At 63.9% G+C, this 25,810-nt stretch carries 25 protein-coding genes and 1 tRNA gene; 7 read left to right on the top strand and 19 right to left on the bottom strand.

What is annotated here, in order from left to right; all coding sequences use genetic code 11:
- Positions 1-121 precede the first annotated feature (121 nt).
- On the top strand, positions 122-784 hold the full coding sequence (locus BN1188_RS09570) for a TetR family transcriptional regulator (protein WP_052469221.1): 663 nt from the start codon (positions 122-124) through the stop codon (positions 782-784).
- Here BN1188_RS09570 and BN1188_RS09565 read toward each other — a convergent pair.
- The 3 genes from BN1188_RS09565 to BN1188_RS09560 all read right to left on the bottom strand — a co-directional run bounded on the left by BN1188_RS09565 (position 764) and on the right by BN1188_RS09560 (position 3,537).
- Positions 764-2,167: an MDR family MFS transporter gene (locus BN1188_RS09565; protein WP_084596188.1), complete on the bottom strand. Its 1,404-nt coding sequence runs from the start codon at positions 2,165-2,167 to the stop codon at positions 764-766. The two genes, BN1188_RS09570 and BN1188_RS09565, sit on opposite strands and share 21 nt — an antisense overlap.
- Positions 2,168-2,329: 162 nt before the next feature.
- Entirely contained in the window at positions 2,330-2,506 is a 177-nt protein-coding gene (locus BN1188_RS21590) for a hypothetical protein (protein ID WP_157395811.1), read from the bottom strand.
- 107 nt (positions 2,507-2,613) lie between these two features.
- A complete protein-coding gene (locus tag BN1188_RS09560; RefSeq protein WP_040261162.1) occupies positions 2,614-3,537 on the bottom strand; it encodes an AraC family transcriptional regulator in 924 nt (307 codons plus the stop codon).
- Between the two features lie 308 nt (positions 3,538-3,845).
- Between BN1188_RS09560 and BN1188_RS09555 the strand changes: the two genes are divergently transcribed.
- The gene (locus BN1188_RS09555) at positions 3,846-4,169 is read left to right on the top strand and encodes an antibiotic biosynthesis monooxygenase (RefSeq protein WP_040261161.1); all 324 of its coding nucleotides are present in this window, start codon (positions 3,846-3,848) and stop codon (positions 4,167-4,169) included.
- 15 nt (positions 4,170-4,184) lie between these two features.
- Here the strand turns inward: BN1188_RS09555 and BN1188_RS09550 are convergent, their stop codons facing one another.
- Together BN1188_RS09550 and bglX are read right to left on the bottom strand one after the other, a co-directional pair.
- The gene (locus BN1188_RS09550) at positions 4,185-4,805 is read right to left on the bottom strand and encodes a flavin reductase family protein (RefSeq protein ID WP_040261160.1); all 621 of its coding nucleotides are present in this window, start codon (positions 4,803-4,805) and stop codon (positions 4,185-4,187) included.
- Positions 4,806-4,881: 76 nt separating this feature from the next.
- On the bottom strand, positions 4,882-7,173 hold the full coding sequence (bglX, locus tag BN1188_RS09545) for a beta-glucosidase BglX (protein WP_040261159.1): 2,292 nt from the start codon (positions 7,171-7,173) through the stop codon (positions 4,882-4,884).
- A 192-nt stretch (positions 7,174-7,365) separates the two neighbouring features.
- On the opposite strand from bglX, the gene BN1188_RS09540 reads away from it, so the two are divergent.
- Positions 7,366-8,583: a class I SAM-dependent methyltransferase gene (locus BN1188_RS09540; protein WP_040261158.1), complete on the top strand. Its 1,218-nt coding sequence runs from the start codon at positions 7,366-7,368 to the stop codon at positions 8,581-8,583.
- Between the two features lie 514 nt (positions 8,584-9,097).
- Here BN1188_RS09540 and BN1188_RS09535 read toward each other — a convergent pair.
- Complete coding sequence (locus tag BN1188_RS09535; RefSeq protein ID WP_040261157.1) at positions 9,098-10,105, bottom strand: DUF4917 family protein; 1,008 nt, start codon at positions 10,103-10,105, stop codon at positions 9,098-9,100.
- A 243-nt stretch (positions 10,106-10,348) separates the two neighbouring features.
- On the opposite strand from BN1188_RS09535, the gene BN1188_RS09530 reads away from it, so the two are divergent.
- Positions 10,349-11,401, top strand: a complete 1,053-nt coding sequence (locus BN1188_RS09530; protein WP_052469220.1) for a glycerophosphodiester phosphodiesterase — start codon at positions 10,349-10,351, stop codon at positions 11,399-11,401.
- Here BN1188_RS09530 and BN1188_RS09525 read toward each other — a convergent pair.
- Positions 11,395-11,607, bottom strand: a complete 213-nt coding sequence (locus tag BN1188_RS09525) for a hypothetical protein (protein WP_040261155.1) — start codon at positions 11,605-11,607, stop codon at positions 11,395-11,397. The genes BN1188_RS09530 and BN1188_RS09525 overlap by 7 nt on opposite strands.
- Positions 11,608-11,756: 149 nt before the next feature.
- Here BN1188_RS09525 and BN1188_RS09520 point away from each other — a divergent pair, with 149 nt between their 5' ends.
- Entirely contained in the window at positions 11,757-12,182 is a 426-nt protein-coding gene (locus tag BN1188_RS09520) for an HPF/RaiA family ribosome-associated protein (protein ID WP_040261154.1), read from the top strand.
- Positions 12,183-12,293: 111 nt separating this feature from the next.
- Here BN1188_RS09520 and BN1188_RS09515 read toward each other — a convergent pair.
- The 4 genes from BN1188_RS09515 to BN1188_RS09500 all read right to left on the bottom strand — a co-directional run bounded on the left by BN1188_RS09515 (position 12,294) and on the right by BN1188_RS09500 (position 14,032).
- A tRNA-Gly gene (locus tag BN1188_RS09515) sits at positions 12,294-12,367 on the bottom strand.
- 42 nt (positions 12,368-12,409) lie between these two features.
- Positions 12,410-13,138, bottom strand: coding sequence for a 16S rRNA pseudouridine(516) synthase (locus BN1188_RS09510; protein WP_040261451.1), 729 nt, complete (start codon positions 13,136-13,138; stop codon positions 12,410-12,412).
- Complete coding sequence (locus BN1188_RS09505; protein WP_084596187.1) at positions 13,128-13,349, bottom strand: cysteine-rich CWC family protein; 222 nt, start codon at positions 13,347-13,349, stop codon at positions 13,128-13,130. Before BN1188_RS09505 ends, BN1188_RS09510 begins: the two co-directional genes overlap by 11 nt.
- A 59-nt stretch (positions 13,350-13,408) precedes the next feature.
- Positions 13,409-14,032, bottom strand: a complete 624-nt coding sequence (locus BN1188_RS09500) for a hypothetical protein (RefSeq protein WP_040261153.1) — start codon at positions 14,030-14,032, stop codon at positions 13,409-13,411.
- 92 nt (positions 14,033-14,124) lie between these two features.
- On the opposite strand from BN1188_RS09500, the gene BN1188_RS09495 reads away from it, so the two are divergent.
- A complete protein-coding gene (locus BN1188_RS09495) occupies positions 14,125-14,907 on the top strand; it encodes a class I SAM-dependent methyltransferase (RefSeq protein ID WP_040261152.1) in 783 nt (260 codons plus the stop codon).
- 24 nt (positions 14,908-14,931) lie between these two features.
- Here BN1188_RS09495 and BN1188_RS09490 read toward each other — a convergent pair whose 3' ends face one another.
- The 6 genes from BN1188_RS09490 to BN1188_RS09465 all read right to left on the bottom strand — a co-directional run bounded on the left by BN1188_RS09490 (position 14,932) and on the right by BN1188_RS09465 (position 23,187).
- Positions 14,932-15,396, bottom strand: a complete 465-nt coding sequence (locus tag BN1188_RS09490) for a YbaY family lipoprotein (protein ID WP_040261151.1) — start codon at positions 15,394-15,396, stop codon at positions 14,932-14,934.
- Between the two features lie 68 nt (positions 15,397-15,464).
- Positions 15,465-18,011 (bottom strand): glycerol-3-phosphate 1-O-acyltransferase PlsB, encoded by a 2,547-nt coding sequence (gene plsB, locus BN1188_RS09485; RefSeq protein WP_084596186.1) that lies wholly within the window; start codon positions 18,009-18,011, stop codon positions 15,465-15,467.
- A 129-nt stretch (positions 18,012-18,140) separates the two neighbouring features.
- A complete protein-coding gene (locus BN1188_RS09480; RefSeq protein ID WP_040261150.1) occupies positions 18,141-18,515 on the bottom strand; it encodes a hypothetical protein in 375 nt (124 codons plus the stop codon).
- A 22-nt stretch (positions 18,516-18,537) separates the two neighbouring features.
- The gene (locus BN1188_RS09475; RefSeq protein WP_040261149.1) at positions 18,538-19,368 is read right to left on the bottom strand and encodes a putative RNA methyltransferase; all 831 of its coding nucleotides are present in this window, start codon (positions 19,366-19,368) and stop codon (positions 18,538-18,540) included.
- Complete coding sequence (gene dapE, locus BN1188_RS09470; RefSeq protein WP_040261148.1) at positions 19,368-20,519, bottom strand: succinyl-diaminopimelate desuccinylase; 1,152 nt, start codon at positions 20,517-20,519, stop codon at positions 19,368-19,370. The genes BN1188_RS09475 and dapE overlap by 1 nt, the downstream gene beginning before the upstream one ends.
- A 73-nt stretch (positions 20,520-20,592) precedes the next feature.
- The gene (locus BN1188_RS09465) at positions 20,593-23,187 is read right to left on the bottom strand and encodes a glycosyltransferase (RefSeq protein WP_040261147.1); all 2,595 of its coding nucleotides are present in this window, start codon (positions 23,185-23,187) and stop codon (positions 20,593-20,595) included.
- A 138-nt stretch (positions 23,188-23,325) separates the two neighbouring features.
- Here BN1188_RS09465 and tcdA point away from each other — a divergent pair, with 138 nt between their 5' ends.
- On the top strand, positions 23,326-24,132 hold the full coding sequence (gene tcdA, locus BN1188_RS09460) for a tRNA cyclic N6-threonylcarbamoyladenosine(37) synthase TcdA (RefSeq protein ID WP_040261146.1): 807 nt from the start codon (positions 23,326-23,328) through the stop codon (positions 24,130-24,132).
- On the opposite strand, the gene BN1188_RS09455 is transcribed toward tcdA, so the two are convergent.
- Positions 24,123-24,530, bottom strand: coding sequence for a SufE family protein (locus BN1188_RS09455; RefSeq protein ID WP_040261145.1), 408 nt, complete (start codon positions 24,528-24,530; stop codon positions 24,123-24,125). The two genes, tcdA and BN1188_RS09455, sit on opposite strands and share 10 nt — an antisense overlap.
- Positions 24,527-25,732 (bottom strand): aminotransferase class V-fold PLP-dependent enzyme, encoded by a 1,206-nt coding sequence (locus BN1188_RS09450; protein WP_040261144.1) that lies wholly within the window; start codon positions 25,730-25,732, stop codon positions 24,527-24,529. The genes BN1188_RS09455 and BN1188_RS09450 overlap by 4 nt, the downstream gene beginning before the upstream one ends.
- Between the last annotated feature and the right edge of the window lie 78 nt (positions 25,733-25,810).

Below are 25,810 nucleotides of genomic sequence, written 5' to 3'. Positions count from 1 at the left end.
TGTTTGTAAATAGGCGTTTTGCCTTCTCTCTGCTGCGTATCGCTCACCCGCCGACGCGCCTGATCATAATAAAAGCGCCGGTTCGCTTCGTTCCATCGAAGCGCTCGATGAGGTCACTGCCATGGTTCGCCGTACCAAAGAAGAAGCCCTGGAAACCCGTAAGCAAATTGTCGATGCCGCCGAGCTCGCGTTCTTCGAGCGAGGCGTGGCCAACACCACCCTGGCGGATATCGCTGCTCGTGCCGGGGTGACCCGTGGCGCTATCTACTGGCATTTCAGCAACAAGGCCGATGTGTTCCAGTCCCTGCTGGATAACCTCAACGAGCCGCTGGAAGACTTGGCCCGTGCCAGCGAAAGCGCCGATGAACCTGACCCGCTGGGTTGCATGCAAGCGTTGCTGGTGAAACTGTTTCAGGGTGTTGCCCTGGATCCCAGGACAAGGCGCATCAACGAAATTCTCTTCCATAAGTGCGAATTCACCAATGACATGTGTGACCTTCGCCAGCGGCGTCAGGCGGTCATCGCCGAATGCAACGAGCGTATCGCCTGCACGTTGCGTAATGCGGTCAATCGCGCGCAACTGCCCGCCGATCTGGATACCCAGCATGCCGCGCTCGCCCTACATGCCTACGTCAACGGCCATATCAGCCTCTGGCTGCTGGTCCCGGAAAGCCAGCGGCTGGAGGAAGAAGCCGCGCGCTGGGTCGCCGCGCTCATGGACATGCTGCGCTTCAGCCCGGCCCTGCGCGTTCAGCCGCAGCCCTCAGCCGCGCCCTCGCAATAGTACGTCGGGCATCTTCAACGCCGCCGCCAGTCCCAGCAAGGATAGGCCCGCGCTGATACACAAGAGTTCACGGAATCGCCCGCTCAGCTGACTGTCAGCCGGCGCCCGCGGCCCAAGGCTATGCAACAGCGCGTTGTGCTGGACGCCTTCACCCAGGCCTGCGTCTGCTCCCAGCAAAGCCAGCAGTAACGCGGACATGACCGCCACGCCCGTGGCGCCCCCCAGGGAGCGGAACAGGTTCGTGGTACTGGTGCTGACACCGATGTCCTGCGGTTGCGCAGCGTTCTGCGCGCCCACCAGCGAGGTGGGAAACTGCAAGCCACAGCCGACCCCGGTCAGCACCATGAACAGAGCGCTCATGAACAAGTTGCTCACCGGCGTGAAGGCCATGCCGAGCACGCCCACCGGCACCAAGAGCGCGCCGGTGAGAATCACCGGTCTGAAGCGCCCGCTACGCGCCGTATGGCGGCCGCCCAGGAAGGCTCCGATGGGCAGCCCCATGGCCAGCGGCATCAGGAATAACGCGGCGCTGTCAGCTCCCGCCCCGGTGATGCTCTGATAACGCAGCGGTGCGATCACTGACAGTGAAATGGATTGGAAGCTGGTCATGAAGACCGTGCACCAGCACAGCACCGCGGTAGGCGCGGCGAACAGGCGAAGGGGCAGGATGGGTTCGACGAAACGCCGTTCCTGCAGCACGAAGAGAAGCAAGGCAAGGACGCCCAGCGCAAACAGCCCCAGCACCGAGCCACTGTTCCAGGCCCGGCCCTGGCCCACTTCAGTCACGGCCAGCAGCACCCCGCTCAGCCCTACCACCAGCAGTACGATACCCGGATAGTCGATACGCGCCTGGCGTTGCGGGGATCGCAGCCCGGCAAGGGTGCGCCGGATGTACCACCAGGCCGCAGCCCCCAGGGGCAGGTTGAGCCAGAACACCCAGCGCCAGGAGAGGTGCTCGGTCAGCAACCCGCCAAGCATCGGTCCGGCCACGCTGGCGGCGGCATACATACTGCTGAAATAGCCTTGATAGCGGCCGCGTTCACGGGGCGGCACCACGTCGCCGATGATGGCCTGGCTGACCGAGATCATGCCGCCGGCGCCCATGCCTTGAAGTATGCGCGCCAGCACCAGCTGCTCCATGCTCTGGGCCAGCCCGCACAACAGGGAGGCCGCCGTGAACAGGCCCATCCCGATGAGCAGCATGGGCCGGCGCCCGTAGAGATCACCGAGCTTGCCGTACAGAGGTGTCGCCACGGTCATGGCCACCATGTAGCCGGCCACTACCCAGGCCAGCAGCGTCACATCGGCGAATTGGCCCGAAATGGCTGGCAATGACACCGCGACTATGGTCTGGTCGAGCGCGCCAAGGAAGATCGCGCTCATCAGGGCAACCAGTACATCACGCAGGGCTGGGGTGGCAGGCGTAGGAGAGGTCACAGGCTGGCCGCACGGTTATGGGCAGGCCCGTGAGTCTACTAAAGCGCTCGCCCCCCGACCATGAACAATCTGACAGCCGAGGTGACCCTGATTGACGTCAGTTTAATCTCATCGCAGCGCGGCGAAGGATGCCCCTTGGGCCAGGCACAGGGCATGGTTGCAACCGCCGTGCGCGCCTTGGGCCGTACGCATCTGTTCTACCCGGTACAGCGAAGCGCCATAAAGGCTGGCCACCAGCAGGCCTGCCGCGCCGTATACCAGAACCGTTTTTGTTTTTGTGTTCATGGCTGATCTCCCGTACTGCTCGGTTGGGGCCAGCGTTGCTGGCGCCTATGCCGATGATTTCAGTCTAGGCGGCCAGGAACCGGACGCAAGCACAGCGGTGGAGCAGATCAGGCCGAGGTTTTCTTCAGGCGAGCCAGGTCACGACTCGGCGGCGCGCCGAAAAGCCGGCTGTATTCTCGGCTGAATTGGGAAGGGCTTTCGTAGCCGACGCGGTAGCAGGCCGCCGCCACTTCCAGGCCTTCGAACAGCATCAGCCGTCGCGCTTCCTGCAAGCGCAGTTGCTTCTGGTATTGCAGCGGGCTCATGGAGGTTACCGCCTTGAAGCGGTGATGGAGCGTGGACACACTCAGGTTGGCCCGTCGGGCCAGGGCCTCGATACGCAATGGCTCAGCGAAGTTGCCATTGAGCCAGTCGATGGCCTGGGTCACGCGGTGGGTCTGGCTGTTGGTCTGGGCGATTTCGTACAAACGGTGGCCCTGCGGGCTGCGTAACAGGCGGTAAAGCAGCTCTCGGCGGGCAAGCGGGCTCAGCACTGCGATATCCCTTGGACTATCGGCCAGACGCACAAGGCGCAACAGCGCGTCGAGCAGCTCCCGGGACAGGCGATCTACATAAAGGCCGCGGCCAGCCGTGCCGTTGGGCACGCTTAGAAGGCCGGCGTCGGCGATCAGGCTGGTGATTTCCGCCGGATCGATGTCCAGGCGCAGGGCCAGGGTCGGATTTTGCGGGGTTGCCTCCAGAATCCGTCCGCTGATCGGCATGGCTACCGAGACCACCATGTAATTGAGGGAATCGTAGATATAGCGTTCCTCCCCCAGGCTCACTTCCTTGCTGCCGTGGGCCATGACACAGAAGGCAGGTTGGGCCAGAGTCGGGAAGGAGGAAACGCATTCGTCATGGCGAATCAGATACAGCCCGGGGACCGCGCTTTCGCACAATAGCCGCTGTTCTGTATGGCGACTGATGATCCCGGCCAGCTCGGCGCGCTGGCCTTCGATCAGGTTGTCCAGAAGCGCGGCGGATTCGGTCATGGGAAGGCTCCGGTAAGAGGGGCAGGTGAATCTTATAAACGAGCAAGCGGTCCGGATAGGCCGATCCTGCCGATTGCTTGCCCGATCCTGCCTGATCATGCGCCAAGAGGACTATTGCTGAGAGGTCACGGGGCGCGGGCTTGCCCAAAGGTCCATGCCCTGGGGTGATGAGAATCGGGGCATGACGCCACGCGAGGAACAGGCGCTCGGCAGGATCGGGCAAATGCTTGGCAGAATCGGTCTAACGCTGCAGTCGTCCTGTTATCTATCCTGAATCCTGTCCGATCCACGAAGCAGGAGCCTCAGTGATGACCGAACAATCCTTGATCACTCATCGCGTTATCCTTCGTACCTGGCCAGGCCGCTCCAGCCTCGTCGGTAGCCGCCTCGCCCGCCTGGTCGAGCAGGGCCGAACCGTGCCCGCATGCCTGGCCATGGTGACCCAGCGACACCCGGAAGACCCGCGCGCCTGGCAGCTGGAAATGTGCTGGGACAACGAGCAGGCCCTTGGCGCCTGGCTGGCGGCGCCACTGGCGGACCTGTTCGGCGAATTGCTCAACCAGCGGCTGGTGATGCATATCGATATTCAGCCGGGTGCCGCGGTGGCGGCGCCGCTGCGCCAGGCCAGCTGAGGCGGCCCGGGCGAATCAGGTCTGAGGCCTGGCCATCTTGAACAGCGAACCCAGCTCGAAGTAATCCGCCGGACCGCCGCCGCGCAGGATCGGCCGTGCCGCGGCCGTGTCGTAGATCCCATCCTTGAGCAGATCCTTGCGGATATGCACGGCAACCACTTCACCCAGAATCAGCCAGCTGGGTACGGTTTGCCCATCTGCGCGTTGCAGCTGCACGATCTGGGTGAGCCTGCATTCGAAGGATACCGGTGTCTGCGCCACACGGGGCACTTTGATCACACGCGATGGAGCCGTGGTCAGGCCTGCCAGCTCGAACTCGTTCACGGTGGGCGGTACGGCGGCGCAACTGGCGTTCATCGGCTCGGCCAGCTCGAAGGTGGCCAGGTTCCAGGCGAATTCGCCGGTGGCCTCGATGTTGTTCAGGCTGTCCTTGCGGCCAATGCTGCTGAACCCGATGATCGGCGGAACATAGTTGAAGGCATTGAAGAAACTGTAAGGCGCCAGGTTGAGCACCCCCTCGGCGCTCTGGCTGGACACCCAGCCGATGGGCCGCGGGCCGACGATGGCATTGAAGGGGTCATGGGGCAGGCCGTGGCCCTGAGCAGGTTCGTAGTAATGGAAATCTTCATGGGGCATCAGGCGTCACCTGTAGTAAATCGATAGGAGCGGCGAAGGCGAACCGACGCGTCGGCGGCACCGGTTCGCACCAAGGTCACAACAGCTGGAACCGCGCCTGCTTGACGTCCTGGGAGTCCAGGCCGACCTGCACGTCGAAGTCGCCAGGCTCGGCGACATACTGGAGCTGGCTGTTGTAGAACTTGAGGTCGTCCTCGCTCAGTTCGAAGGACACTTCCTTGCGCTCGCCGGCCTTGAGGAAGATCTTCTGGAAGTTCTTCAGTTCCTTGACAGGCCGCGCCATCGAAGCGGTGACGTCATGCAGGTATAGCTGCACCACGGTTTCCCCGTCCCGCTTGCCGGTATTGCGTACCGTCACGCTGACACTGAGCTTTTCGCCACGCTTGAGCCGGGTGCAGGATAGCCGCGGTTCCGATACGTCGAACTGGGTATAGCTAAGCCCATAGCCGAAAGGAAACAGTGGCGTGGGGTCTTCATCGAAATATCGCGAAGTGTAGTTCTCTTCCTTACCAGGAACGAAGGGGCGGCCGATGGTCAAGTGACTGTAGTACATGGGTACCTGGCCAACGGAGCGGGGAAAGGTGATCGGCAGTTTGCCTGAAGGGTTGTAGTCGCCGAACAACAGATCGGCGATGGCATGGCCGCCTTCGGTGCCGCTGAACCAGGTTTCCAGCATGGCGTCGGCCTGTTCGTTCTCCCGTACCAGAGACAACGGGCGACCATTCATCAATATGAGCACCAGGGGTTTGCCGGTGGCTCGCAAGGCGGCCAACAGGGCCCGCTGGGGCGCCGGGATATCCAGCGTAGTGCGGCTGGCCGATTCGTGTGACATGCCCCGCGACTCCCCTACCGCGGCGATGATCACGTCCGCGTTGGCGGCCGCCTTGAGGGCTTCGTCGATCATGGCCTGGGCCGGGCGCGGGTCGATCTCCACTTCGGTGCGGTCCGGGTTCATCCGGTTCAGGAAAGCGATGCTGTGAGGGTCGTCGATGATATTCGAGCCCTTGGCATAGACGACCTGTGCCTGACTGCCCACGGCCTCACGAATCCCTCGCAAAAGGGTCACCGACTGACTGGGCTGACCGACTGCCGACCAGCTACCCATCATGTCGATGGGCGCATCGGCCAGCGGCCCGATGACAGCCAGGGTGCCGGTTTTCCGTAGTGGCAGGGTCTCCCTGGCGTTCTTGAGCAGAACCATCGAGCGCCGCGCCACGGAGCGGGCTTCCTGACGATGCAGTCGCTCTTCGGCGTTGATGTCGACTGGATCATCCGCGGCCTTGCCGATGCGCTGATAGGGGTTGGAGAACAGCCCCATGTCGTATTTGGCCGATAGCACCTCCCGTACGGCGTTGTCGATTTCGGCCTCGGGCACCTCTCCACTTTTGACCAGGCCGGGGAGTTCCTGCCCATAGACCTTGTCGTTCATGCTCAGGTCGATGCCCGCATGGATCGCCAGGCGGGCTGCGTCGCGGCCGTCCCGGGCCACGCCGTGCTTGACCAGCTCCAGGATAGCTCCATGGTCGCTCACGGTAAGCCCCTTGAACCCCCAATCCCGGCGTAGCAGGTCTTGCATCAGCCAGGTATTGGAAGTGGCGGGCACGCCGTTGATCGAGTTGAGCGCCACCATCACCCCGCCTGCGCCAGCATCCAGCGCCGCCTTGTAGGGTGGCAGGTAGTCCTGGTACATGCGGGTGGGGCTCATGTCCACGGTGTTGTAGTCACGGCCGCCTTCGACCCCTCCGTACAAAGCGAAGTGCTTGACCGCCGCCATGATGCTGTCCGGGGCCTTGGTATCCTGGCCCTGGAACCCGCGCACCATCACCTTGGCAATGCGCGACACCAGGTAGGTGTCCTCACCGAAACCTTCGCTGGAGCGTCCCCAGCGTGGGTCTCGGGAAATGTCCACCATGGGGCCGAAGGTCATGTCCAGGCTATCGGCCGCCGCTTCACGCGCCGCGGTGCGGGCGCTCAGCTCGATGGCATCCATGTCCCAGCTCGAGGCCAGGCCCAGACCGATGGGAAATATGGTGCGCTGGCCATGGATGATGTCGTAGGCGAAGAACATGGGAATCTTCAACCGAGTGCTCAGGGCGGCCTCCTGCATCGGGCGATTCTCCGCCCGGGTGACAGAGCCGAAGGTACCGCCAATATTGCCCGCTGCGATCTCTTTGCGAATCTGCTCGTGGGTCATTTCAGGGCCGATGCTGATCAGGCGCAGTTGCCCGATCTTTTCCTGCAGCGTCATCCGGCTCAACAAGCCTGTGATGAAGGCTTCCTTGCTTTGCAACCCAGGGAGTGGCTCAGCGGCTGAAAGGGAGGGGCAGGCGAGGGCGGTTGCCAGTCCAAGCAGGTGGAGGGTTTTCATGAATCATTCCTGGGCCGTGCGCTTCGGGAGGCAGGTACGCGCCTGAAGCAAGGTTTTGTCTTATTTTTGCGAAACTGGGCCCCTTTTAACTCATCGCTGCGGCCGCTGCCACTATCGCACCGCCCGGTAGCGTTTCCCGTTGCCCGCCGCTGCCGTAGAATGACGTCCCGCTGTCCTTCTCCGAGTCGCCCCATGCCTGCCGCGCCTGCTTCCACTCCGCCAGTCGATGATCCTCGTAGCGCCTTTCTTCAACACTTGCGCGCTGCCCTCGAGCAAGGGCGTTGGGTCAAGCTGGTGCTCGCCCGGCCCTTGGGTGCCGAGCCGGAGCTCGAACGCGTCAGCGTCAAGCCGCTGACCGTCAAAGGTCAGCCGCGCCTGGGCTTTGTATTGCGCTACCGCACACGCGATATCACCCGGCACTACAGCCTCCAGGAAGGCCTGGTGGAAATCGCCAACGCGCTGCCCGAACGCTTTCGCAACGCGCACCTGCAAACCACCGAGGAAACCCTGCAGTTGGAGTTCGGCAAGAAAGGCAAGGCCCGCCTGCATCGTGCCAGGGCGCCGGCTTCCACGGCACCGGCCACCGACGCCCACGACCGGGCGAAGCAGCGTTGGCTGGAGCTGGACCGGCCGTTCCTGACAGCCTTGGGTGTGACCGATCGGCACGGCGCCCTGGTACCCGCCATGGCGCGCAAGTGGAAGCAGATCAACAAGTTCGTGGAAGTCTTCGCTCATGCCTTCGGCCAGGCAGGATTTGCAGAGCACGCGCCCGTCACGGTGGCTGATTTCGGTTCAGGCAAGGGATACCTCACCTTTGCCATCCACGATTACCTTAGCCATGGCCTGGGGCGCGAGGCGCAGGTGACCGGGGTGGAGCTGCGTCAGGACATGGTCGAGCTATGCAACCAGGCCGCCACGGGGCTGGACCATCCGGGCCTGACCTTCCAGCAAGGCGACGTGCGCAGCGTGGTGCCCGCGCGGATCGACGTGATGATCGCCCTGCATGCCTGCGACGTTGCTACTGACTATGCCCTCCATACCGGCATCCGAAGCCAGGCGGCGATCATCATGTGCTCGCCCTGCTGCCACAAGCAGCTGCGACCACAAATGAGCAGCCCCGAACCCCTGGGCCCGATGTTGCAGTTCGGCCTGCACATGGGGCAGCAGGCGGAAATGCTCACCGACAGCTTGCGCGCGCTCTACCTGGAAGCCTGTGGCTACGAGACCAAAGTCTTCGAATTCGTGTCGCTGGAGCACACCAGCAAGAACAAGATGATCCTGGCGGTCAGGCGTGGCGCCGCCGTGGACAGCGCGCCACGCCTGGCGCGTATTGCCCAGCTCAAGTCCTTCTACGGCGTGCGCGAGCATTGCCTGGAAAGCCTGCTGCAGAGTGACGGCCTGCTCGGCTAAGGTCTCCGGATTGCACCGATGGGGGTCAGCGCAGCTGACGAACCGGACCGCAAGCGCCGAGGCGGCATCCGGGTCTGGTTCGCTAGCTGCCGCTAGCTCCCACCAGGTGGTGCAGGCAGTGGAGATCGCATAGACCTGCACACCGGTGGGAGTCAGCGCAGCTGACGAACCGGACCGCAAGCGCCGAGGCGGCATCCGGGTCTGGTTCGCTAGCTGCCGCTAGCTCCCACCAGGTGGTGCAGGCAGTGGAGATCGCATAGACCTGCACACCGGTGGGAGTCAGCGCAGCTGACGAACCGGACCGCAAGCGCCGAGGCGGCATCCGGGTCTGGTTCGCTAGCTGCCGCTAGCTCCCACCAGGTGGTGCAGGCAGTGGAGACCGCATAGACCTGCACACCGATGGGAGTCAGCGCAGCTGACGAACCGGACCGCAAGCGCCGGGGCGGCATCCGGGTCTGGTTCGCTAGCTGCCGCTAGCTCCATCCCCCGAATCGAAGTCATTCGGCCGCTATCGTTACCTGCGCGCGGGTTCCGGACGGATATGCAGGCCTGGCAACGCAAGCGGATGGCAGGTGGCGTCGAAAAACTCCAGCGCCAGGCTGTCGCCCAGCAGTTGTGCATAGCGTTGCTTCTGGCTCAGCACCCAGGGCGCGCTAAGCGGAAAGATGCCCACGGCCATCCGCTCGATGGGCGCCTGCCGCAGGGCGGCGGCCAGGTGGCTATCTTGTGCGTTGAGCTGATGCCCCAACAGGCACAACGGCCCTCGATGGCTGGCTAGGGCGGTAAGGCAATGGCTCAGGTAAGCCGAGCCCTGGATGCTGCGCAATTTGTCTGCGGCGCGGCCTTCATTGACGAACAGCGGCACATCGCCCGGCACGTTCACGGCGAACCCGTCGAGCAATTCGCCGCCACTGGCTGCCCGGCGCCGGATGGCGCCGTCTCGATCCTTGAGCAGGTGAAGGCCGCCATGCAGGTAGTAAAGGTGATGCTCCCCTGTGAAGGGGCGCGCCGGGTCGAAGCCGGCGTCCGCCTCCAGGCCGTCATCGAATCCTTCCGGCGCCTCGCCCACAGCCCAGGGGCAGAGTAGGTCGTAGTTGCTGGAATAGATGCTGGAATATTGGCGCAAGGCTTGGTTCATGGCCTGCCGGGTGGTGGCCGGCAGCAACCGCCAAGGCAGATGCACCACGCGCATGGCGTGGATGAGCGCCTCCTTGATGGCGTAATAGCGATTCAACGGCCCGGAGGCACCGATGGCCAGAGCGGCGTTGACCCGCTGGGTTATGTTAAGGGCGCTCAGGGCCTGTTCGAAACTTTCAGTGCCCAAGGCCTTGAACAAGGCCAGGTCAGTCTGCCCCAGCGGGCGATTGCGAACCTTTTGCGCCACCTCGAACAGGCTGTCATAGGCGAAGCCGCGCCAGAGCGCTCGGCTGGCGCCATTGCCTAGTAAAAGCCCGGTGCACTGGCTGGCCAGTCGGGTGTCTTGCCACGAAGGGAGCGAAGGGTCCAGCAGGTAAGTGTCCATGGAGCAGCGTTTCGGTTGCCAAAGCTGGCGGTGACTGTAGCACGTCGGGGGGCCGCGTTCAGGTAGCCAAGGTGTCGCGACTGTCATCTTCGCGAAGGGGCCGCTGCGCTATGCTCCTCGCCTGGCGCGAAGCGCTGCGTCGGGCTGGCCGGCACGCGTGAAGCGAAACGCTCAAGGGAAAGAGGAAAGCCTGTGAACGATCATCATAAACACCAGTGGCGCGTCGCTGTTCTCTGTCTCGCCATGGCGGCAGGTCATGCCTGGGCGGCTGCGCCCTCGGCACAAGCCTTGGCCACCAAGGCCGGCATCCCTTACCCGGCCGTCATCGCGCACCGCGGCGCCAGCCACGACGCCCCGGAATCGACCCGGCCCGCCTACATGGCCGCGCGTGACCTGGGCGCGGACTATCTGGAACTGGATCTGCAGCGCACCCGCGACGGGCAACTGGTTGCCTTCCATGACGACACGCTGTTGCGCACCACCGACGTAGCGACTCGTTATCCGGAGCGGCGCGACCGGCCCATCAGCGATTTCTCCCTGGCGGAACTGCGCGCTCTTGACGCTGGCAGCTGGTTCAATGCCAGCTATCCGGACCGTGCCCGCCCCGGTTTCGCCAATGCCCGCATCCTTACCCTCGATGAAATCATCGACATCGCCGATGCCGATCCAGAGCATCGTACCGGCCTATACATCGAAACCAAGGTGCCCAATCTATATCCCGGCATCGAAGCTGACTTGAAAGCCAAACTCATCAGGCGTGGCTGGCTGACGCCGGAGGGCGAGGTGGCGCCAGGCCACCGGGTCGTGTTGCAGACCTTCGAAAAAGCCAGCCTGCAGCTATTGGCCAAGGAAATGCCCAAGGTGCCCAAGGTGTTGTTGCTATGGGTGGGCGAGGGGAGTATCGAGCCTGAGTCAAAGGTGACCTTCGCCCAGTCTGGCGCCAAGGACAAGGCCGCCTACTATGCGGCGCAACGGCCGGCGAGCAAGGAGGCATTCAGTCAATGGGTCGATTTCGCCAAGGCTCAGGGCGCGGTGGCCACAGGGCCTTCGGCGGCCCTGACGGCGGGCGGCGAGCAAAGCTACATGGACTTGATCCAGCCGTGGATGAACCAGCTCACCCATGCCAAGGGGCTGCTGGTGCATGCCTATACCCTCGATGACCCGGTGGATTTCGACAAGGCGCGCCAGGCCGGCGTGGACGGTATCTTCACCAACAGGGCCGACCAGTTGCTCAGGTTCTATGGTCGACCCGCGGCCAAGTCGGTTCAGGCTGTGCTGGAAGCGGACGGCTACTGACCGGAAATACCGTGCAGCTCCGCAATCCAGCGGCCAATCGGCTCCGCGTTGCGTTCCAGGGTATCCAGGGCGTCGCGCACACTGCCAGCGGTGGCGGCATCGTCACCGCGCACCTCTACCCAGAGCGCCAGTTCTTCAATGGCGGCGGCCAGGGCGACCTGGTTTTCGTAGATCTTTTCCAAAGCGTGATGCAGTGAATCCGGCATAGTCCTTCACTCCGTTGATCCTTATCCAGTGACCTCAGGTGACCGGGTTGGTGCCAGTCAACCACCCAAGCCATGGCAAAAGTGAACCCTGCCTCAAGACCGAGCCCTAATGAAAACAAGCCGTTGCATTAGTCCATTGGAGAATAACCATGCAGGTACAGGTCAACAGCAACCAGATCACCGCTGGCGTCGGGCTGCAGGATTGGGTTGGGGCTACGGTCACCGACACCCTGGCGCGGTTCGACGACTTGCTCACCCGGGTGGAAATTCACGTCAGCGATGAAAACGCTGGCAAGTCCGGCGAGCAGGACAAACGCTGCCAGATCGAAGCGCGCCCCAAGGGCCACTCTTCCATTTCCGTGACTCACAAGGCCGATTCTTTGGACTTGGCTGTGCAAGGGGCGGCAGACAAGATGTCTCACGCACTGGAGCACCTGATGGGACGGCTGGACGAAGCCGTTGTTTCCACTGGCCATCTGACCGCGCCGCCCGTGCTGGAAGACTCGCCCGCCGAAGTGGATGCCATGCTGGAAGATGATTTCCTGGCCCGTCGCGAGGCGGCTGGAAAGGAATGACACGCTTGTAGCAGTCACCGTCAACTGGCGAAGCGGTTCGCCGTGTTCGCCAGCTGGCGCAAGGTTGAGAGCGCCGGTTGATGCTGGCGCCTGGAGACAGGCTTTTAGGACTGGAGCGGGTGGAGGGAATCGAACCCTCACCTAGAGCTTGGGAAGCTACCGTTCTACCACTAAACTACACCCGCTTGAGGCCGTACGTTTTACCAGAACAGGCCGCAGAATAGAAATTATTTTTGCTCGGTCGCTACATTTTCCGCCGCTCGGCTCAGGCTCGACAGCTCCTCCTCGGTAAGGCTCCGCCACTGGCCGGGTGCCAAGGTTGGGTCCAGCCGCAATGGGCCGATCGCCAGGCGGTGCAGGCGGGTCACCTTGTTCTGGAAGTGCCCGAACATCCGCTTCACCTGGTGATAACGGCCTTCCATCAGGCTCAGGTATGCCCGCCGCGGCTCAAGAATGTCCAGCATGGCCGGCAGGGTGGTGAGGTTTTCGTAGGCGAAGTATAGCCCCTGCTCGAATGCCCGGGCATAGTGAGCCTCGATAGGGCCTTCGGTTTCCACGTCGTAAAGTTTGGGCAGCTTGCTGGTGGGCAGGGTCAGGCGACGGGACCATTGCCCGTCGTTGGTCAGCAATACCAGGCCAGTAGTGTTGAAATCCAGGCGCCCGGCCAGGTGTAGGCCCTCGCGCTCTGCCTGAGGTAGGCAGTCGAGCACTGTAGGATGTTCAGGGTCCGCGGTCGCGCTGACGCAGCCGGCCGGTTTGTGCAACATCAGGTAGCGCGCGGCATAGCCCGGTTGCACGACCTCTCCTGACACCTCGATCCGGTCGAATATTCGAACGTCATGGGCCGGGTCGTCGATGGCCGTGGCCCCGAGGTAGACGTCGCCCTTGGCCAAGGCCAGGCGCGCGCGCTGCCGGTTGAAGCCTGGCAGGTTGGCAACGAAGCGATCAATCCTCACGCGAAGGATCCAGAGCCTGGCCAGACGTCGGCGACAATCCAGCGGCACAGCCTGGGCATAGGCACGCCTGCCCACGCTGGGATTCAGGCAGTGAGGCCAGGGTCTCTTCCGCCACCTTGACCGAGAAGCACCAGCAAGGGTTCGCCTGGCCCTCGATGAGCGCGCAATGATTGGAGCTGCCGCAGACCGGGCAGGTACTGGCGTGAGGCATTCCAGCAGGTCTCGTGAAAAAGGAAAGACGGGATTATCCCACAGCCACGCGCGGCCAGGTCAGGCCGTGACGCGCAGGTTCTGCAGCACGATGGGGCGTGCCCAGCCGATGTCAAAGTCGAACTCGCGCTGCTGCCAGATAAGGGTCGGCTCGTCGAAAGGTTCGTTGGGCGGCGGCAGCAACTCCATCTCGAATTCGGCGATGGGCAGTTGCAGGCGGCGCGGCCGAGGCGCCGGGCCGGGTTCAGGCAAGGGTTTGCCATTGGCCATGACCAACGGGCGGCGCCATCCCGTGTCCAGGTCCAGCTCGTACTGGTGGGCCTGGATCTCTTCCGGCGGATAAGGCGTGGCGGCGGGGGGCAGCAGGTTGGTGTCGAATTCGGCGATGGGCAAAAACAGTGCCCGGGGCGGCGCGATGACCCGATCAGCGATCTCGCAGGCCCGTTGTTCCTGTACCTGATCCAGCCACTGACTGGCCGCCAGGGGTTCACCTTCCGGGCTGACGACGTTGGGCAATTCGAAAGCCGCCTCGGCGATGACCTCAGACTGAGCGTCGGCACTGAGCGCGCTGGAGAAAAAATCCTGCCATAGCTTGCTCACCCCGCCCAGGGTCTGGGTGTTGCGGCGGCTGAAGTTACCAACCGGCGACAGATAACCAACAGGTGGGGTGATCAGATCGGACATGAGGTTCAGTGGGCCCAAAGCTCTGGCAAAATACCCGGCACTGTGACTATCGGCCGGCAGCGGCGAAGATTTAACTTTTTTGAGTACAACCGATGCAAGAGCGACAGGCGGCATGCCGCATTCAGGTCATTCCCCTGGGCGAGGCCTTCACCGAGCGTGCCCGGCAACTGGCGGACGCCCTGGGGCTGGCGTTGGTCCTGGAAGCGCCGGATTTCGCCCTTGAGGTGGGGGTGGAGGGCCTGCGTTTGCAGCAGTTGGGCCCAGGCGCGCCTGGGCCGGTGTGGGTGGATTTCCTCGAAGGGGGGGCGGCGCACCGGCGTCAGTTCGGGGGTGGTAGCGGGCAGATGATCGCCAAGGCCGCGGGCTTGCAGCCAGGGGTGCGGCCACGGGTGCTCGATGCTACCGCCGGGCTTGGCCAGGATGCCTTCGTGCTGGCGACTCTTGGTTGTGAGGTGGACCTGATCGAGCGACAGCCGATCATCGCGGCTCTGCTCGCGGATGGTTTGGCTCGCGCGGCCCTGGATGGCGAGGTTGGGGCAATAGTGGCGCGCATGCGTTTGCAGCAGGGAAATGCCATTGAACGGATGCGTCAATGGGAGGCAGTGCCACCTCAGGTGGTCTACCTGGACCCCATGTTCCCGCATCGGGACAAGAGCGCCCTGGTGAAGAAGGAAATGCGCCTGTTCCGTCCATTGGTGGGCGACGACCTGGATGCACCAGCCTTGCTGGAGGCTGCCCTGGCCTTGGCGACCCATCGGGTAACGGTCAAGCGGCCGCGCAAGGCGCCTCCTATCCAGGGCCCGGCGCCCGCGCTTACCTTGGAGGGGAAGTCCAGCCGCTACGATATCTACCCGAAACGGTCGCTCAAGGCTTAAAGCGAGGCGAAAGTCCTGTCAAGGTTAAGGGCGCGGTTCTTCGATCAGATTGCCGCCGTGAAGACCTTCGCCCAAGTTGCCACCATGGATGCCCTTGGACGATTCGATCCTGAAGCCGCGCGGGGGCTGAATCAGGTATTCAGGCGCCTGTGCGCCTGGAGGGTTGCCGACGAACTCTACAAGGATGTCCTGTTCGGTCGTGCCTGGCAGGCTGATCGCGTGATGTGTAGTGTTGTACTTGTACAGGCGGTCCTGCACGTAAATGGCCGCGCCGAGCGCGTAATCATGCCCTGCCTCCAAGCAGTCGGTATCGTAGACCAGGGTGTAGGTCAGCGAACCGCCGTGGGGTATCAGCCGAGACGTGCTCGCAATAACGGGGTTGGGGTGGTCAGCCAGGCTGGCGTTGTAGAGCTCGACGGTCAGGGTGCAGGGTGGAAGCCCCTCCCGGGTGCGATAGTGAATGCGGCCTTCGATCTTGGCGATGCTCATGCTGTGCTCCTTGAGTAAGTCACCCGGTACGTGCCGGGTGAATCAGGGTAGCGAACGCCACAAGCAGCCTAGCGGTGTTTATCTACCTCAACTTGCGACGGCGTCGAGGCGAGCGAGTCGTCGCTTGCCGAACCGTTCTCGCCTATTGCCAGCTCGTCCGTGCGGTGCAGGGTCACCTGGCGGATCGACAGCCGCACCTCGGCGGACAATACCCGCTTGGCAGCGCCTTCAGCCAGTTCACCAAGCTCTTCCTGGTAGCCCAGTCGACCGTCTTGATCACGGTGGACCACCCCGGTGTCCACCAGCGCCTGGATGAAATGGCGGAACAGGGTCTTGTCGAAGAATTCCGGCGCATTGAGGCCATGGAGGATGGAAAGGCGTTGAGCCATGACCGTGGCCAGGTCCTCGAGTGCTTCAGCGGTCAGCCCGTACTGGCCATGATTGAGCAGCAGGGCGATCGACATGTAGAACCGTTGAAGCGTCTGGGTGATGCCCCGGGCCAGCAAGGTCAGCAGCACGAACTGGCGGGAGCTGGGGGCAGGGCGCTGGTAGCTGTCGCCTTCCTGGCGCAGCAAGCCCTGGGCGACAAAGACCTCCAGCCACTGGTCCATCACCGTATCGAGTTCGTCTACCGAAAAGCGAATGAACAGCTCAGCCTTCAGGTACGGGTACAGCGCCCGGGTGAAGCGCAGCACGCCCTCGCGCCTGATCCGGGCCGAGCTCTGGAAGAGGCTTGCCAATAGCGCCGGCAGGGCGAATACGTGCAATACATTATTGCGGTAATAGGTCATCAGGACGGCATTCTGCTCGTTCAGATAGAGAATGCGGCCCAGGGGGTCACTCTGCTCTGCCACCAGGTCCATGCCTTTGACGTGGGCGATGAGGTCCAGGCCGCTCCCTTCGGGCAGGGTGGTATGGGTGGAATAAGGTACCGCACGCAACAATGCCAGGAACAGGTCCAGTACCCGGGCCAGGGCTTGTTCATCGAGGGCCTGGCGGGTAGTGGAAAGCAGCGCCAGGGCCACCAGGTTGGCCGGGTTGATCGCCGCCGCCTCATTGATTGCGCAGGCTACCCGGTCGCCCAGCTTGTGAGTGACCGGGTTCAGCCAGGCGGGCTTGAAGTCATCGGCGGCCGGCTCGGCGCGCCAGCCGGGGCGCTCCTGATCCAGGAACTCGGTCAGGCGAATGGGCGGGCCGAAGTTGACCGATACCTGGCCGAAGCGCTGTTTGAACGCGCCAACCACCTTGAAGACATCCAGCAACGATTCCTTCTTCTTGCTGGCACCGCGTAGCTCACCCAGATAGGTGCGACCTTCCAGCACCCGCTCATAACCGATGTACACCGGCACGAACACGATGGGCATGCGCGACGAACGCAGGTAACTGCGCAGTGTGATCGCCAGCATTCCGGTCTTGGGGCGCAGGGTACGGCCTGTGCGGGAGCGGCCGCCTTCGACGAAGTACTCCACAGGGAAACCCTTGGTGAAGAGGGTGTGCAGATACTCGTTGAATACAGCGGTGTAGAGCGGGTTGCCCTTGAAGGTGCGGCGCATGAAGAAGGCGCCGCCCCGGCGCAGCAGCCCACCGATCACGGGCATGTTCAGGTTGATCCCGGCGGCGATATGAGGTGGTGTCAGGCCGTTGCGGAACAGCAGGTAAGACAGCAGCAAGTAGTCGATATGACTGCGATGGCAGGGTACGTAGATGATTTCATGGCCCGGCGCGATCTGCTGGACCTGCTCGATCTGGCTCACCTTGATGCCGTCGTAGATCTTGTTCCAGAACCAGCTCAGTACCACTTCAAGGAAACGAATGGCTGTGTAGGTGTAGTCCGAGGCGATCTCGTTGCCATAGCGCAGCGCCTGGGCCTCGGCTTTTCCTTGGCTGATGTTTTCCCGTGAGGCTTCGTCGGCGATGGCCTGGCGTACCAGGGGGGCGTGTACCAGGCCCTTGACCAGGTGACGACGATGGGAAATGTCCGGGCCGATCACAGCGGCCTTTTGCTGGCGGAAGTGTACCCGCAGCAGCCTTTGGGCCATGCGGACCGTACGCTCAGGACCTTTGCCAGCGGCCACCAGGCTGCCCAGGGAAATCGGCGGGGCGAACTGCACCCGCGTCTTGCGGCCCAGGATCAGGATGCTGACCAACCGGCGCAGGCGCCCGGTCACCGCCCAGCTGTCGGCGAACAGCAATTTCCAGGGGCTGGATTCGCTGTCTGGCGACAGGCCCCAGAACACGCTGACCGGCACGATCAGGACATCCTCCCCGGCGTGCGCCTGGCAGGCCTCCACCAGGCGCTGCAAGGCCGGCGGCGCGCCCCGCTTGTTCTGCCGCCCGAGCCAGTCTGCGTCGGGCGTGAGGTAAAAGTAGGCCCTTGGCTCAACGATGCCCCTCGCGGCTACCGGCAGGAGCGGGCGTGGCAGGCCCAGCGCGCTGCATTCGTGGTCCACCACCGCCAGGTCGCTGGCTGCCGGGCTTTCAAGTACGTAGACAATCGGCTGGCTGCGATCGAGTTCGATGGCAACGCTGGGGTTGATGCTCTCCGAACGGACCCACAAATAGAGGAGCCGCCGCAGTGCGCTGGAAAGGACGCGGTGCAGTACAGAAGGGGTCATACGGAGTTGCTCAGGTAAACAGGCAGACAGTGTGACAGATCACCATGGAATTGCCTCGCCTGGGGAGGGCGACAAGGTGGTCTGGCAGAAGCGATGTTGGGCCTATGGCGGTGGATGCTGGCCACTGCCTCAGGTACGCCAGACGATCTCTTGCTCACCCTCGGCGCTTACCCGAATCCAGCGGTCAGCGTCTTCATCGTTCTCGTCTTCCACCCAGGTACCCGGGGCGCAGCGCACTTCTACACCCAAGGCGGCATGAGCGGCGCGAGCGCAGGCCAGGTCGTCGGCCCACGGAGTGCGCTCGCTTTCCAGGTACAGGCTGTTCCATTTGCCGACTGCCAAGGGCACCCAGGTGACCGGTATGTCCCCAGTCTGGCATTTCCATGCCTGGCCTTTTTGCGCCCAGGCGGTGCAAGGGCCGATCGCGGCGGTCAGCCAGGCGGTGATCGCCTTGTGGTCGACCTCGGCGTCCTTGAGGTAGATCTCGATATCAGGTTGTTGCATGGCAGGCTCGCTGGGTCGGGGTTCATGACGCCGCCGGAGCGTCGGCATCGTTCAGGAAATAGTCGTAGCGCATGGATACCGTCACTGCAAAGGGGCCGGGGTGTCCGATCACCTCCGCCCGTCGCTCGGCGCTGGCGCGCCAGCCATGGGGGGTCATGGCCAGGAGGTTGGCCCGGCTCGCCGGGTCGATCAGACGCAGGCGGTAGTTAAGCACCTCGGTATGGGCCAGGCGCATGCCCTCGGGCACCAATGCCAGGTGCTTGTCGTCCTGATAGGGCCGTACTTCGTCATAGAGCCGCTCGCGCAGTTCCATCAGGTGGCCCTGGGTAGGGCCCACGCGCATCAGGCCGCCACCGGGGCGCAGCAGGCGCTGGGCTTCGTGCCAGTCCAGCGGGCTGAACACGCTGGCGATGAAGTCGCAACTGGCCGGTGCCAGCGGTACCCTGGCCATGCTCGCCACCAGCCAGTTCACCGAAGGCGCTCGACGACAGGCACGCTTGACCGCTTCCCGGGAAATGTCCAGGGCATAGCCTTGCGCCTTGGGCAGGGCCGCCGCCAGGCGGGCACTGTAGTAGCCCTCACCGCAGCCGATGTCGAGCCAGCGCGTCGGCCGTTGCTGGGCTGCCAATTCGGCCAGGCGTTCGGCCACCGGGGCATAGTGGCCTTCTTCCAGAAAGCCACGGCGAGCCTCGACCATTGCCTGGTTGTCGCCCGGCGCGCGGCTGTTCTTGTGCTGCACGGGCAGCAGGTTCAGGTAACCCTGGCGCGCGCGATCGAAGCGATGGCCGGCGGGGCAGGCCACGCCATGATCGGCGGTGGCGAGCGGGGCGGAGCAGAGCGGGCAGGTGAGCATCAGGCGAGCAGCTTCACGAGGGTGTGGTAGTAGATGTCGGTGAGCAGGTCCAGGTCGCTGGCCAGGACGCGTTCGTCCACCTGGTGGATGGTGGCATTGACCGGCCCCAGTTCCACTACCTGGGTGCCCAGGGTAGCGATGAAACGTCCGTCGCTGGTGCCCCCGCTGGTGGAGGGCTGGGTATCACGCCCTGTCACCTGTCTGATAGCCCCGGCCACGGCGCTGAGCAGGTCGCCCGGCTCGGTGAGGAAGGGCAGGCCAGACAGGGCCCAGTCGATATGCCAGTCCAGGCCATGCTTGTCCAGAATGGCCGCTACGCGTTTCTGCAACCCTTCCACCGTGGACTCGGTGGAGAAACGGAAGTTGAAGACTACCGTGAGCTCGCCGGGAATCACATTGGTAGCACCGGTGCCGCCGTTGATATTGGAAATCTGGAAGCTGGTGGGCGGGAAGAAGGCGTTGCCGTTGTCCCAGTGCTCGGCACCGAGTTCGGCCAGGGCTGGCGCCGCCAGGTGAATGGGGTTGCGTGCCAGGTGCGGGTAGGCCACATGGCCCTGCTTGCCGCGCACCCGCAAGGTAGCGCCAAGCGAACCGCGACGGCCGTTCTTCACCACATCGCCCACCAGGGCGGTGCTGGACGGCTCGCCCACGATGCACCAGTCCAGCCGTTCCCGGCGGGCGGCCAGGCGCTCCACCACAGCCTTGGTACCATGCTGGGCCGGGCCTTCCTCGTCACTGGTGATCAGGAACGTCAGCGCGCCGCGATGGTTCGGATAATCGGCCACGAAGCGCTCGGCGGCGACCACCATGGCGGCCAGGCTGCCTTTCATGTCCGCGGCGCCACGGCCGCAGAGCATACCCTCGGCGTCGATCAGCGCTTCGAAGGGCTGGTGCTGCCATTGCTCGGCCGGCCCCGTGGGCACCACGTCCGTATGCCCGGCGAAACACAGTACAGGGCCGTCAGCCTGGCCATGGCGTGCCCAGAAGTTATCCACCTCTTCGATGCGCATGGGCTCCAAGGCAAAGCCCGCCGCGGCCAGCCGCTGCATCATCAAGCCCTGGCAATCGGCGTCCACGGGGGTAACGGACGGGCGCCGGATCAGCTCGCAGGCCAGGGCGAGAGTAGGTGAAAGATCAGCGGCGGCCGTCATGGGTGCACTCCGGGGGGCAAGGCGAGAAAAGGCTGCGTATGGTAAAGCAAAACGCCGGTTCAGGCGCGCCCGCTCACGCATCGCCCATGGCTACCTTGGCAGGCTGGCGCCATCCTGGGGCGGCCGAAAGCAGGGCCATGATCACCGCCGCCAGGTAAGGCAACGCCTGGACCAACAGCATGACCAGCCACCAGCGGGCATCGGCGTTGGGCGCGCCCTGGGTCAGGTACAGCCCGCCGGCGGCGCCCCACAGTAGCAACAGTACGTAAAGCTCTTCCCGGGCCTGGCTCAGGGCCGCCAACAGGCCCGGACGTTCGGCCAGCTTGGGCGTGCGCACGAAGGGCAGCCCACGGGTGAACAGCCCATAGAGCACTGCCTTGCCGATGGTGTGGGACAACGCCAACCCCGCCAGGGCGGCGCACAGGGCTCGCTGCACCGGCTGCCCGAGGGCGCGCCGGTAGAGAAACAACAGCTTGCCCACCTTGAAGGCGAACAGTGCCAGGGGCGGTATGGCGAACACCAGCAGGGGCGGCTCTACCCGGCTCGGCACGATGATCATCGCCCCGGACCACAGCAAGGCGCCGAAGGTGAAGAAGATATTCATGCCATCGCCGATCCAGGGTAGCCAGCCGGCGATGAAATGGTATCGCTGGCCCCGGCTGAGGCGCGCCTGGCGGCCCGTTAGCAGGGCCCGGGCATGGCGCTTGAGGATCTGGACGGCGCCATAGGCCCAGCGTACCCGTTGTTTCTTGAAGGCGCTGAAGGTGTCGGGCATCAGGCCCTTGCCGTAGCTGGCCGGATGGTAGGCCGCCGAGAGGCCACGCTCGAAGATGCGCAGCCCGAGTTCGGCATCCTCGCAGATGCACCACCCGGCCCAGCCCAGTTCCTGCAGGACGCTGCGTCGGGTCAGCGTCATGGTGCCGTGCTGGATGATCGCGTTGCGGTCATTGCGGGTGACCATGCCGATGTGAAAGAAGCCCTGGTATTCCAGCTCGCAGAGGGTCTTGAACAGACTGGTGTCGCCGTCGCGGTAATCCTGAGGGCTTTGCACGATGGCGATGTTGGGGTCGGCGAAGTGAGGCACCATGTGACGCAGCCAGTCAGGGGCCACGCAGTAATCGGCGTCGATCACCGCCACCACTTCGGCATCGGCCGCTGTGTGTTCCAGCAGATAGTTGAGGGCACCGCCCTTGAAGCCTTCCAGGGGCGCCACATGAAAGAAGCGGAAGCGCTGGCCGAGTCTGGCACAGTGGGCTTGCACCGGCTTCCAGGTTGCCGGGTCAGGTGTGTTGTTGTCGATCACCAGCACCTCGAAGTCTGGATAATCCAGCTGGGCCAAGGCGTCCAGGGTGGCAATGACCATGGCCGGCGGCTCGTTGTAGCAGGGAAGGTGGATGGACACCTTGGGCCGGTACGCCTGCGCGTGCAGCACAGGGTGGAAGGGGCGACGCCGCCTGCGCGTCCACACTGCCTCGGCCAGCTCATGGGCTTCGGTGAGCAGCACCACGAGCACGCCCGCCACGCCTAGCGCCAGCAGGGCGCCCATGGTCAGGCTGAACCAGGTGCTGTACTGCTGGCTGTAGTCATAGGCGATCCACACCAGCACCGAGCCGCAGAGAAAGGCGATAAAGGTCAGGAAGGCGCGTCCGCGCTGGCGCAGGGCCGAACCGTCTATCAACAGCACGGCCAGGGCAATGAGCGCGAAAACCACCGAGGCGGTAGCCAGCAGGCGCCATTGAGGGATGGCCACTACTGGGCCAGTGAAGGCGAATTTCGGTTGCCGCGCTGCGTCGAACACGCCCCAGTAGGCGCCCACTGCTCCTTCGTCACTGGCCTTCCAAGGCTGGTCGTAGGCTTCGATGACATAGAAGTCATAGCCACGACGGTTGAGTGCATTGACCAGTCGGCGCAGATACACCGCCTGGTCGGCCTGGCTGGCATCGGCGCCACCGCGCATGTGCCCGTTGCTTGGCCAGCCTACTTCTGAAAGCAGCAAGGGTTTGCGCGCAAATGCCTGTCTCAGTTCACGGGCGCGGTCCAGGACGAACTGCCCGGCATCGTCGCGTTGGATGAATTCCCAATACGGCAGTATGTGCGCGGCGATGAGGTCTACGTGCTGAGCCAGTTCCCGATGGTGCATCCAGATGTGCCATTGTTCGGACGTGGTCACCGGCACCCTTACCGCGGCGCGCACCCGGTCCAGATAGGCCATCATCTGGCTGGGCGTCACTTCCTCGCGAAACAGGGCTTCGTTGCCCACCACCACCCTCACCACGCTGCGGTACTGGTTGGCCAGTTCGATGCCGGTGGCGATCTCCTGCTCGTTGCGGGCCAGGTCGTTGCCGATCCAGATCCCCAGGGTCAGGGCCATGCCGGCTTCTTCGGCGAGCCGGGGAATGGCGGCCTGGCTGCCGGCCACTGAATAGGTACGCAAGCCTTCGGTGTATTGGCCCAGCTGGCGTAGGTCCTGGCGTATCTCGTCTTCGCTGGGGTAGACGCCCGCCTGCGGGTTTTGTCCGAGGCGAAAGGGCGAATAGGCGAAGCCGGGGATACGATCCGGCCAGTCTGGGGCATTGACAGGGCGGTTGACCAGCGCCCATGCGCCGATGAACAGGGCAGCGATGGCCAGCAGCGTGAAGAGATTCAGGCCCAGCTTGCGGGTAGGCATTACGACACATCCTTGCGGTTTCTCCACAGCTGAAACCAGGCGGCGCGGAAAGTTGCCACTGTTCGCCCAATATCGCGCAAAGCGTTCGCCGGGGCATCGGTGGTCGTATAATCGCCGCCTGCGTAATGGGGTAAAGCAATGAGTAACGATGATCCGAGATTCGGCGGCGTGGCCCGCCTTTATGGCGCGGCGGGCCTGGCCCGTTTGAAAGCGGCCCATGTGGCCGTGGTCGGTGTGGGCGGCGTAGGTTCATGGGCGGCGGAAGCCTTGGCGCGGAGCGGGGTAGGGGCCATTTCCCTGTTCGACCTGGATGATGTCTGTGTCAGCAACACCAACCGGCAGTCTCATGCCCTGGAAGGCAATGTAGGACAGCCCAAGGTCGAGGTGCTTGCGCAGCGGCTGCGGGCGATCAACCCGGCTTGCCGGGTGCAGGCGGTGGTGGACTTCGTCACGCCGGACAACCTGGCCGAGCACATCACCGACGAGCTGGATTTCGTGCTCGACTGCATCGATAGCGTCAGGGCCAAGGCTGCGCTGATCGCGTGGTGTCGGCGGCGCAAGCTCGCCATGGTGACCACTGGCGGTGCGGGCGGCCAGGTGGACCCTACCCAGGTCGGCCTGTGCGACCTCAATCGCACCTACAACGACCCGCTGGCTTCCCGGGTGCGCTCGCTGCTGCGGCGCGACTATGGCTTCTCCCGCAACACTTCGCGCAGCTACAGTGTGCCCTGCGTGTTTTCCACCGAGCAGTTGCGCTATCCCGCCGCGGACGGCAGCGTCTGCCACAGCAAGGCCTTCGTTGGCGAAGGTGTCCGGTTGGATTGCGAGGGGGGCTTTGGCGCGGTGATGATGGTCACCGCCACCTTCGGCATGGTGGCGGCCAGCAAGGCGGTGGAGAAGCTGGTGGGCGGAACGCGTCGCCCCAGCGAGCGGGTTCAGGGCTGAGCGGTGGCTTTCATCTGCTTCAACACTGCGCTCAAGCCATTGGTACGCGACGGCGTCAGCTGACGCTGCAAGCCCAGCTCGCTGAACCAGGGGCCAAGGTCCAGTGCCTGGAGGCGGGCGCCATCGAGGCCGTTGACCCGGGCTAGCAGCAGGGCCAGCAGGCCGCGCAGCAAGCGGGCATCGGTGGCGGCGCGAAAGTACCAGCGTGCCCCCCTCCGCTCGCCCACCAGCCATACCTGGCTTTCACAACCCTGTACCTGATTGGCCTCGGTCTGCTCCTCCAGCGCCAGTGGCGCAAGGCGCTCGCCTTCCTGCATAAGCAGGCGGGCCCGCGCCTCCCAGGACGTGCAATCGGCGAAGCGGGCCAACGCGGCGGCGGCATCGGGGGGCAAGGTCATCGCAGTAGCTCCAGGGCGCGGTCCAGCGCATCGAAGAAGCGCTTGAGGTCGTCCGAGTCATTGTAGATGCCCAGTGAAACCCGCAGCGCGCCCTTGCTGCCGAGGGTCTGGAACAGCGGCATGGCGCAATGGTTACCCACCCTGACTGCGATGCCCTGGTCAGTCAGCAGGTGCGCCAAGTCCGCGTTGTGTACATTCTTCACCACGAAGCTGGCCAGGGCCTTGTCCGGCTTGCCCAGTACGCGAATGCCCTCGCGGTCTCCCAGGCCACGCAGCAGTTGCTGGTGCAGCCCCTGTTCATGGGCCAGCAAGGCTTGCGCATCCAGTGACCCCAGCCAGTCAAGGGTAGCGCCGAGGCCGATCACCCCGGCAATGGGAGGAGTGCCCGCTTCGAAGCCTAGGGGCGCGGGGTGGAAACTGGCCTGATGATAGTCCGTCTGGTGGACCATCTCTCCGCCGAACTGCCAATGGCGCAGCTTGCCCAACGCTTCACTGCGACCGTAGAGCACGCCGACACCATCGGGGCCATACAGTTTGTGGCTGGAAAATACGTAGAAGTCGCACCCCAGGGCGGCAACATCCTGGCGGCCGTGAACCACGCCCTGGGCGCCGTCCACCACCGATAGCGCGCCTTGTCCGCGGGCCAGGTCGATCAATGGCGCCAGGGGCTGGACGGTGCCGAGCACATTGGACAACTGACTGATGGCTACGACCCGAGTGCGGGGCCCGATGAGCTGGGCAGCCTGGCCCAGGTCGATGCGTCCGCTGGCATCCAGGGGCAATACCACCAGGCGCGCGCCACGCCGCAGCGCCAGTTGCTGCCAAGGAAGCAGGTTGGCGTGGTGCTCCAGGGCGCTGACCACCAGTTCATCACCGGGATGCACCTCGGCTTCGAGCCCATAGGCCAGCAGGTTCAAGGCCGCGGTAGCGCCCTGGGTGAAAATGATCTGAGCAGGCGCGCCGGCGCACAGCCAATGCGCCACCTTCTCGCGACATTCCTCGAACGCCTGGGTTGCCAGGGCTCCGGGTAGGTGTTGGGCCCGGTGCACGTTGGCCGCGCCATGGGCATAGTAATGGCAGAGCGCGTCGAGCATGGCCTGGGGTTTCTGTGTGGTGGCCGCGCTGTCGAGGTAGGTTTGCTGTTGCCGCTCGAAGGCGGCCATGGCGGGAAAATCGCCCCGCCATGGGGAGGGCTGGGACATGTTCGAATCCTGGGCGCTGGGAACGGCCGTGGCCTGGAGCCAGAGGCCGGAGCACCAGCCTTTGCCTCCACGCCTGGC

This window comes from Pseudomonas massiliensis (assembly GCF_000826105.1).
In the GTDB taxonomy this organism is placed as follows: Bacteria; Pseudomonadota; Gammaproteobacteria; order Pseudomonadales; family Pseudomonadaceae; genus Aquipseudomonas; species Aquipseudomonas massiliensis.
The sequence above is the reverse complement of the archived record's forward strand: the minus strand, read 5'-3'. Positions and strand labels throughout refer to the sequence as shown.

Bases quoted from the DNA above. Each gene is read 5' to 3' on its own strand.
- BN1188_RS09570 (WP_052469221.1), top strand. From the start codon at position 122: ATGGTTCGCCGTACCAAAGAAGAAGCCCTGGAAACCCGTAAGCAAATT.
- BN1188_RS09565 (WP_084596188.1), bottom strand. From the start codon at position 2,167: ATGAGCGCGATCTTCCTTGGCGCGCTCGACCAGACCATAGTCGCGGTG.
- BN1188_RS21590 (WP_157395811.1), bottom strand. From the start codon at position 2,506: ATGAACACAAAAACAAAAACGGTTCTGGTATACGGCGCGGCAGGCCTG.
- BN1188_RS09560 (WP_040261162.1), bottom strand. From the start codon at position 3,537: ATGACCGAATCCGCCGCGCTTCTGGACAACCTGATCGAAGGCCAGCGC.
- BN1188_RS09555 (WP_040261161.1), top strand. From the start codon at position 3,846: ATGACCGAACAATCCTTGATCACTCATCGCGTTATCCTTCGTACCTGG.
- BN1188_RS09550 (WP_040261160.1), bottom strand. From the start codon at position 4,805: ATGCCCCATGAAGATTTCCATTACTACGAACCTGCTCAGGGCCACGGC.
- bglX (WP_040261159.1), bottom strand. From the start codon at position 7,173: ATGAAAACCCTCCACCTGCTTGGACTGGCAACCGCCCTCGCCTGCCCC.
- BN1188_RS09540 (WP_040261158.1), top strand. From the start codon at position 7,366: ATGCCTGCCGCGCCTGCTTCCACTCCGCCAGTCGATGATCCTCGTAGC.
- BN1188_RS09535 (WP_040261157.1), bottom strand. From the start codon at position 10,105: ATGGACACTTACCTGCTGGACCCTTCGCTCCCTTCGTGGCAAGACACC.
- BN1188_RS09530 (WP_052469220.1), top strand. From the start codon at position 10,349: ATGGCGGCAGGTCATGCCTGGGCGGCTGCGCCCTCGGCACAAGCCTTG.
- BN1188_RS09525 (WP_040261155.1), bottom strand. From the start codon at position 11,607: ATGCCGGATTCACTGCATCACGCTTTGGAAAAGATCTACGAAAACCAG.
- BN1188_RS09520 (WP_040261154.1), top strand. From the start codon at position 11,757: ATGCAGGTACAGGTCAACAGCAACCAGATCACCGCTGGCGTCGGGCTG.
- BN1188_RS09505 (WP_084596187.1), bottom strand. From the start codon at position 13,349: ATGCCTCACGCCAGTACCTGCCCGGTCTGCGGCAGCTCCAATCATTGC.
- BN1188_RS09500 (WP_040261153.1), bottom strand. From the start codon at position 14,032: ATGTCCGATCTGATCACCCCACCTGTTGGTTATCTGTCGCCGGTTGGT.
- BN1188_RS09495 (WP_040261152.1), top strand. From the start codon at position 14,125: ATGCAAGAGCGACAGGCGGCATGCCGCATTCAGGTCATTCCCCTGGGC.
- BN1188_RS09490 (WP_040261151.1), bottom strand. From the start codon at position 15,396: ATGAGCATCGCCAAGATCGAAGGCCGCATTCACTATCGCACCCGGGAG.
- plsB (WP_084596186.1), bottom strand. From the start codon at position 18,011: ATGACCCCTTCTGTACTGCACCGCGTCCTTTCCAGCGCACTGCGGCGG.
- BN1188_RS09480 (WP_040261150.1), bottom strand. From the start codon at position 18,515: ATGCAACAACCTGATATCGAGATCTACCTCAAGGACGCCGAGGTCGAC.
- BN1188_RS09475 (WP_040261149.1), bottom strand. From the start codon at position 19,368: ATGCTCACCTGCCCGCTCTGCTCCGCCCCGCTCGCCACCGCCGATCAT.
- dapE (WP_040261148.1), bottom strand. From the start codon at position 20,519: ATGACGGCCGCCGCTGATCTTTCACCTACTCTCGCCCTGGCCTGCGAG.
- BN1188_RS09465 (WP_040261147.1), bottom strand. From the start codon at position 23,187: ATGCCTACCCGCAAGCTGGGCCTGAATCTCTTCACGCTGCTGGCCATC.
- tcdA (WP_040261146.1), top strand. From the start codon at position 23,326: ATGAGTAACGATGATCCGAGATTCGGCGGCGTGGCCCGCCTTTATGGC.
- BN1188_RS09455 (WP_040261145.1), bottom strand. From the start codon at position 24,530: ATGACCTTGCCCCCCGATGCCGCCGCCGCGTTGGCCCGCTTCGCCGAT.
- BN1188_RS09450 (WP_040261144.1), bottom strand. From the start codon at position 25,732: ATGTCCCAGCCCTCCCCATGGCGGGGCGATTTTCCCGCCATGGCCGCC.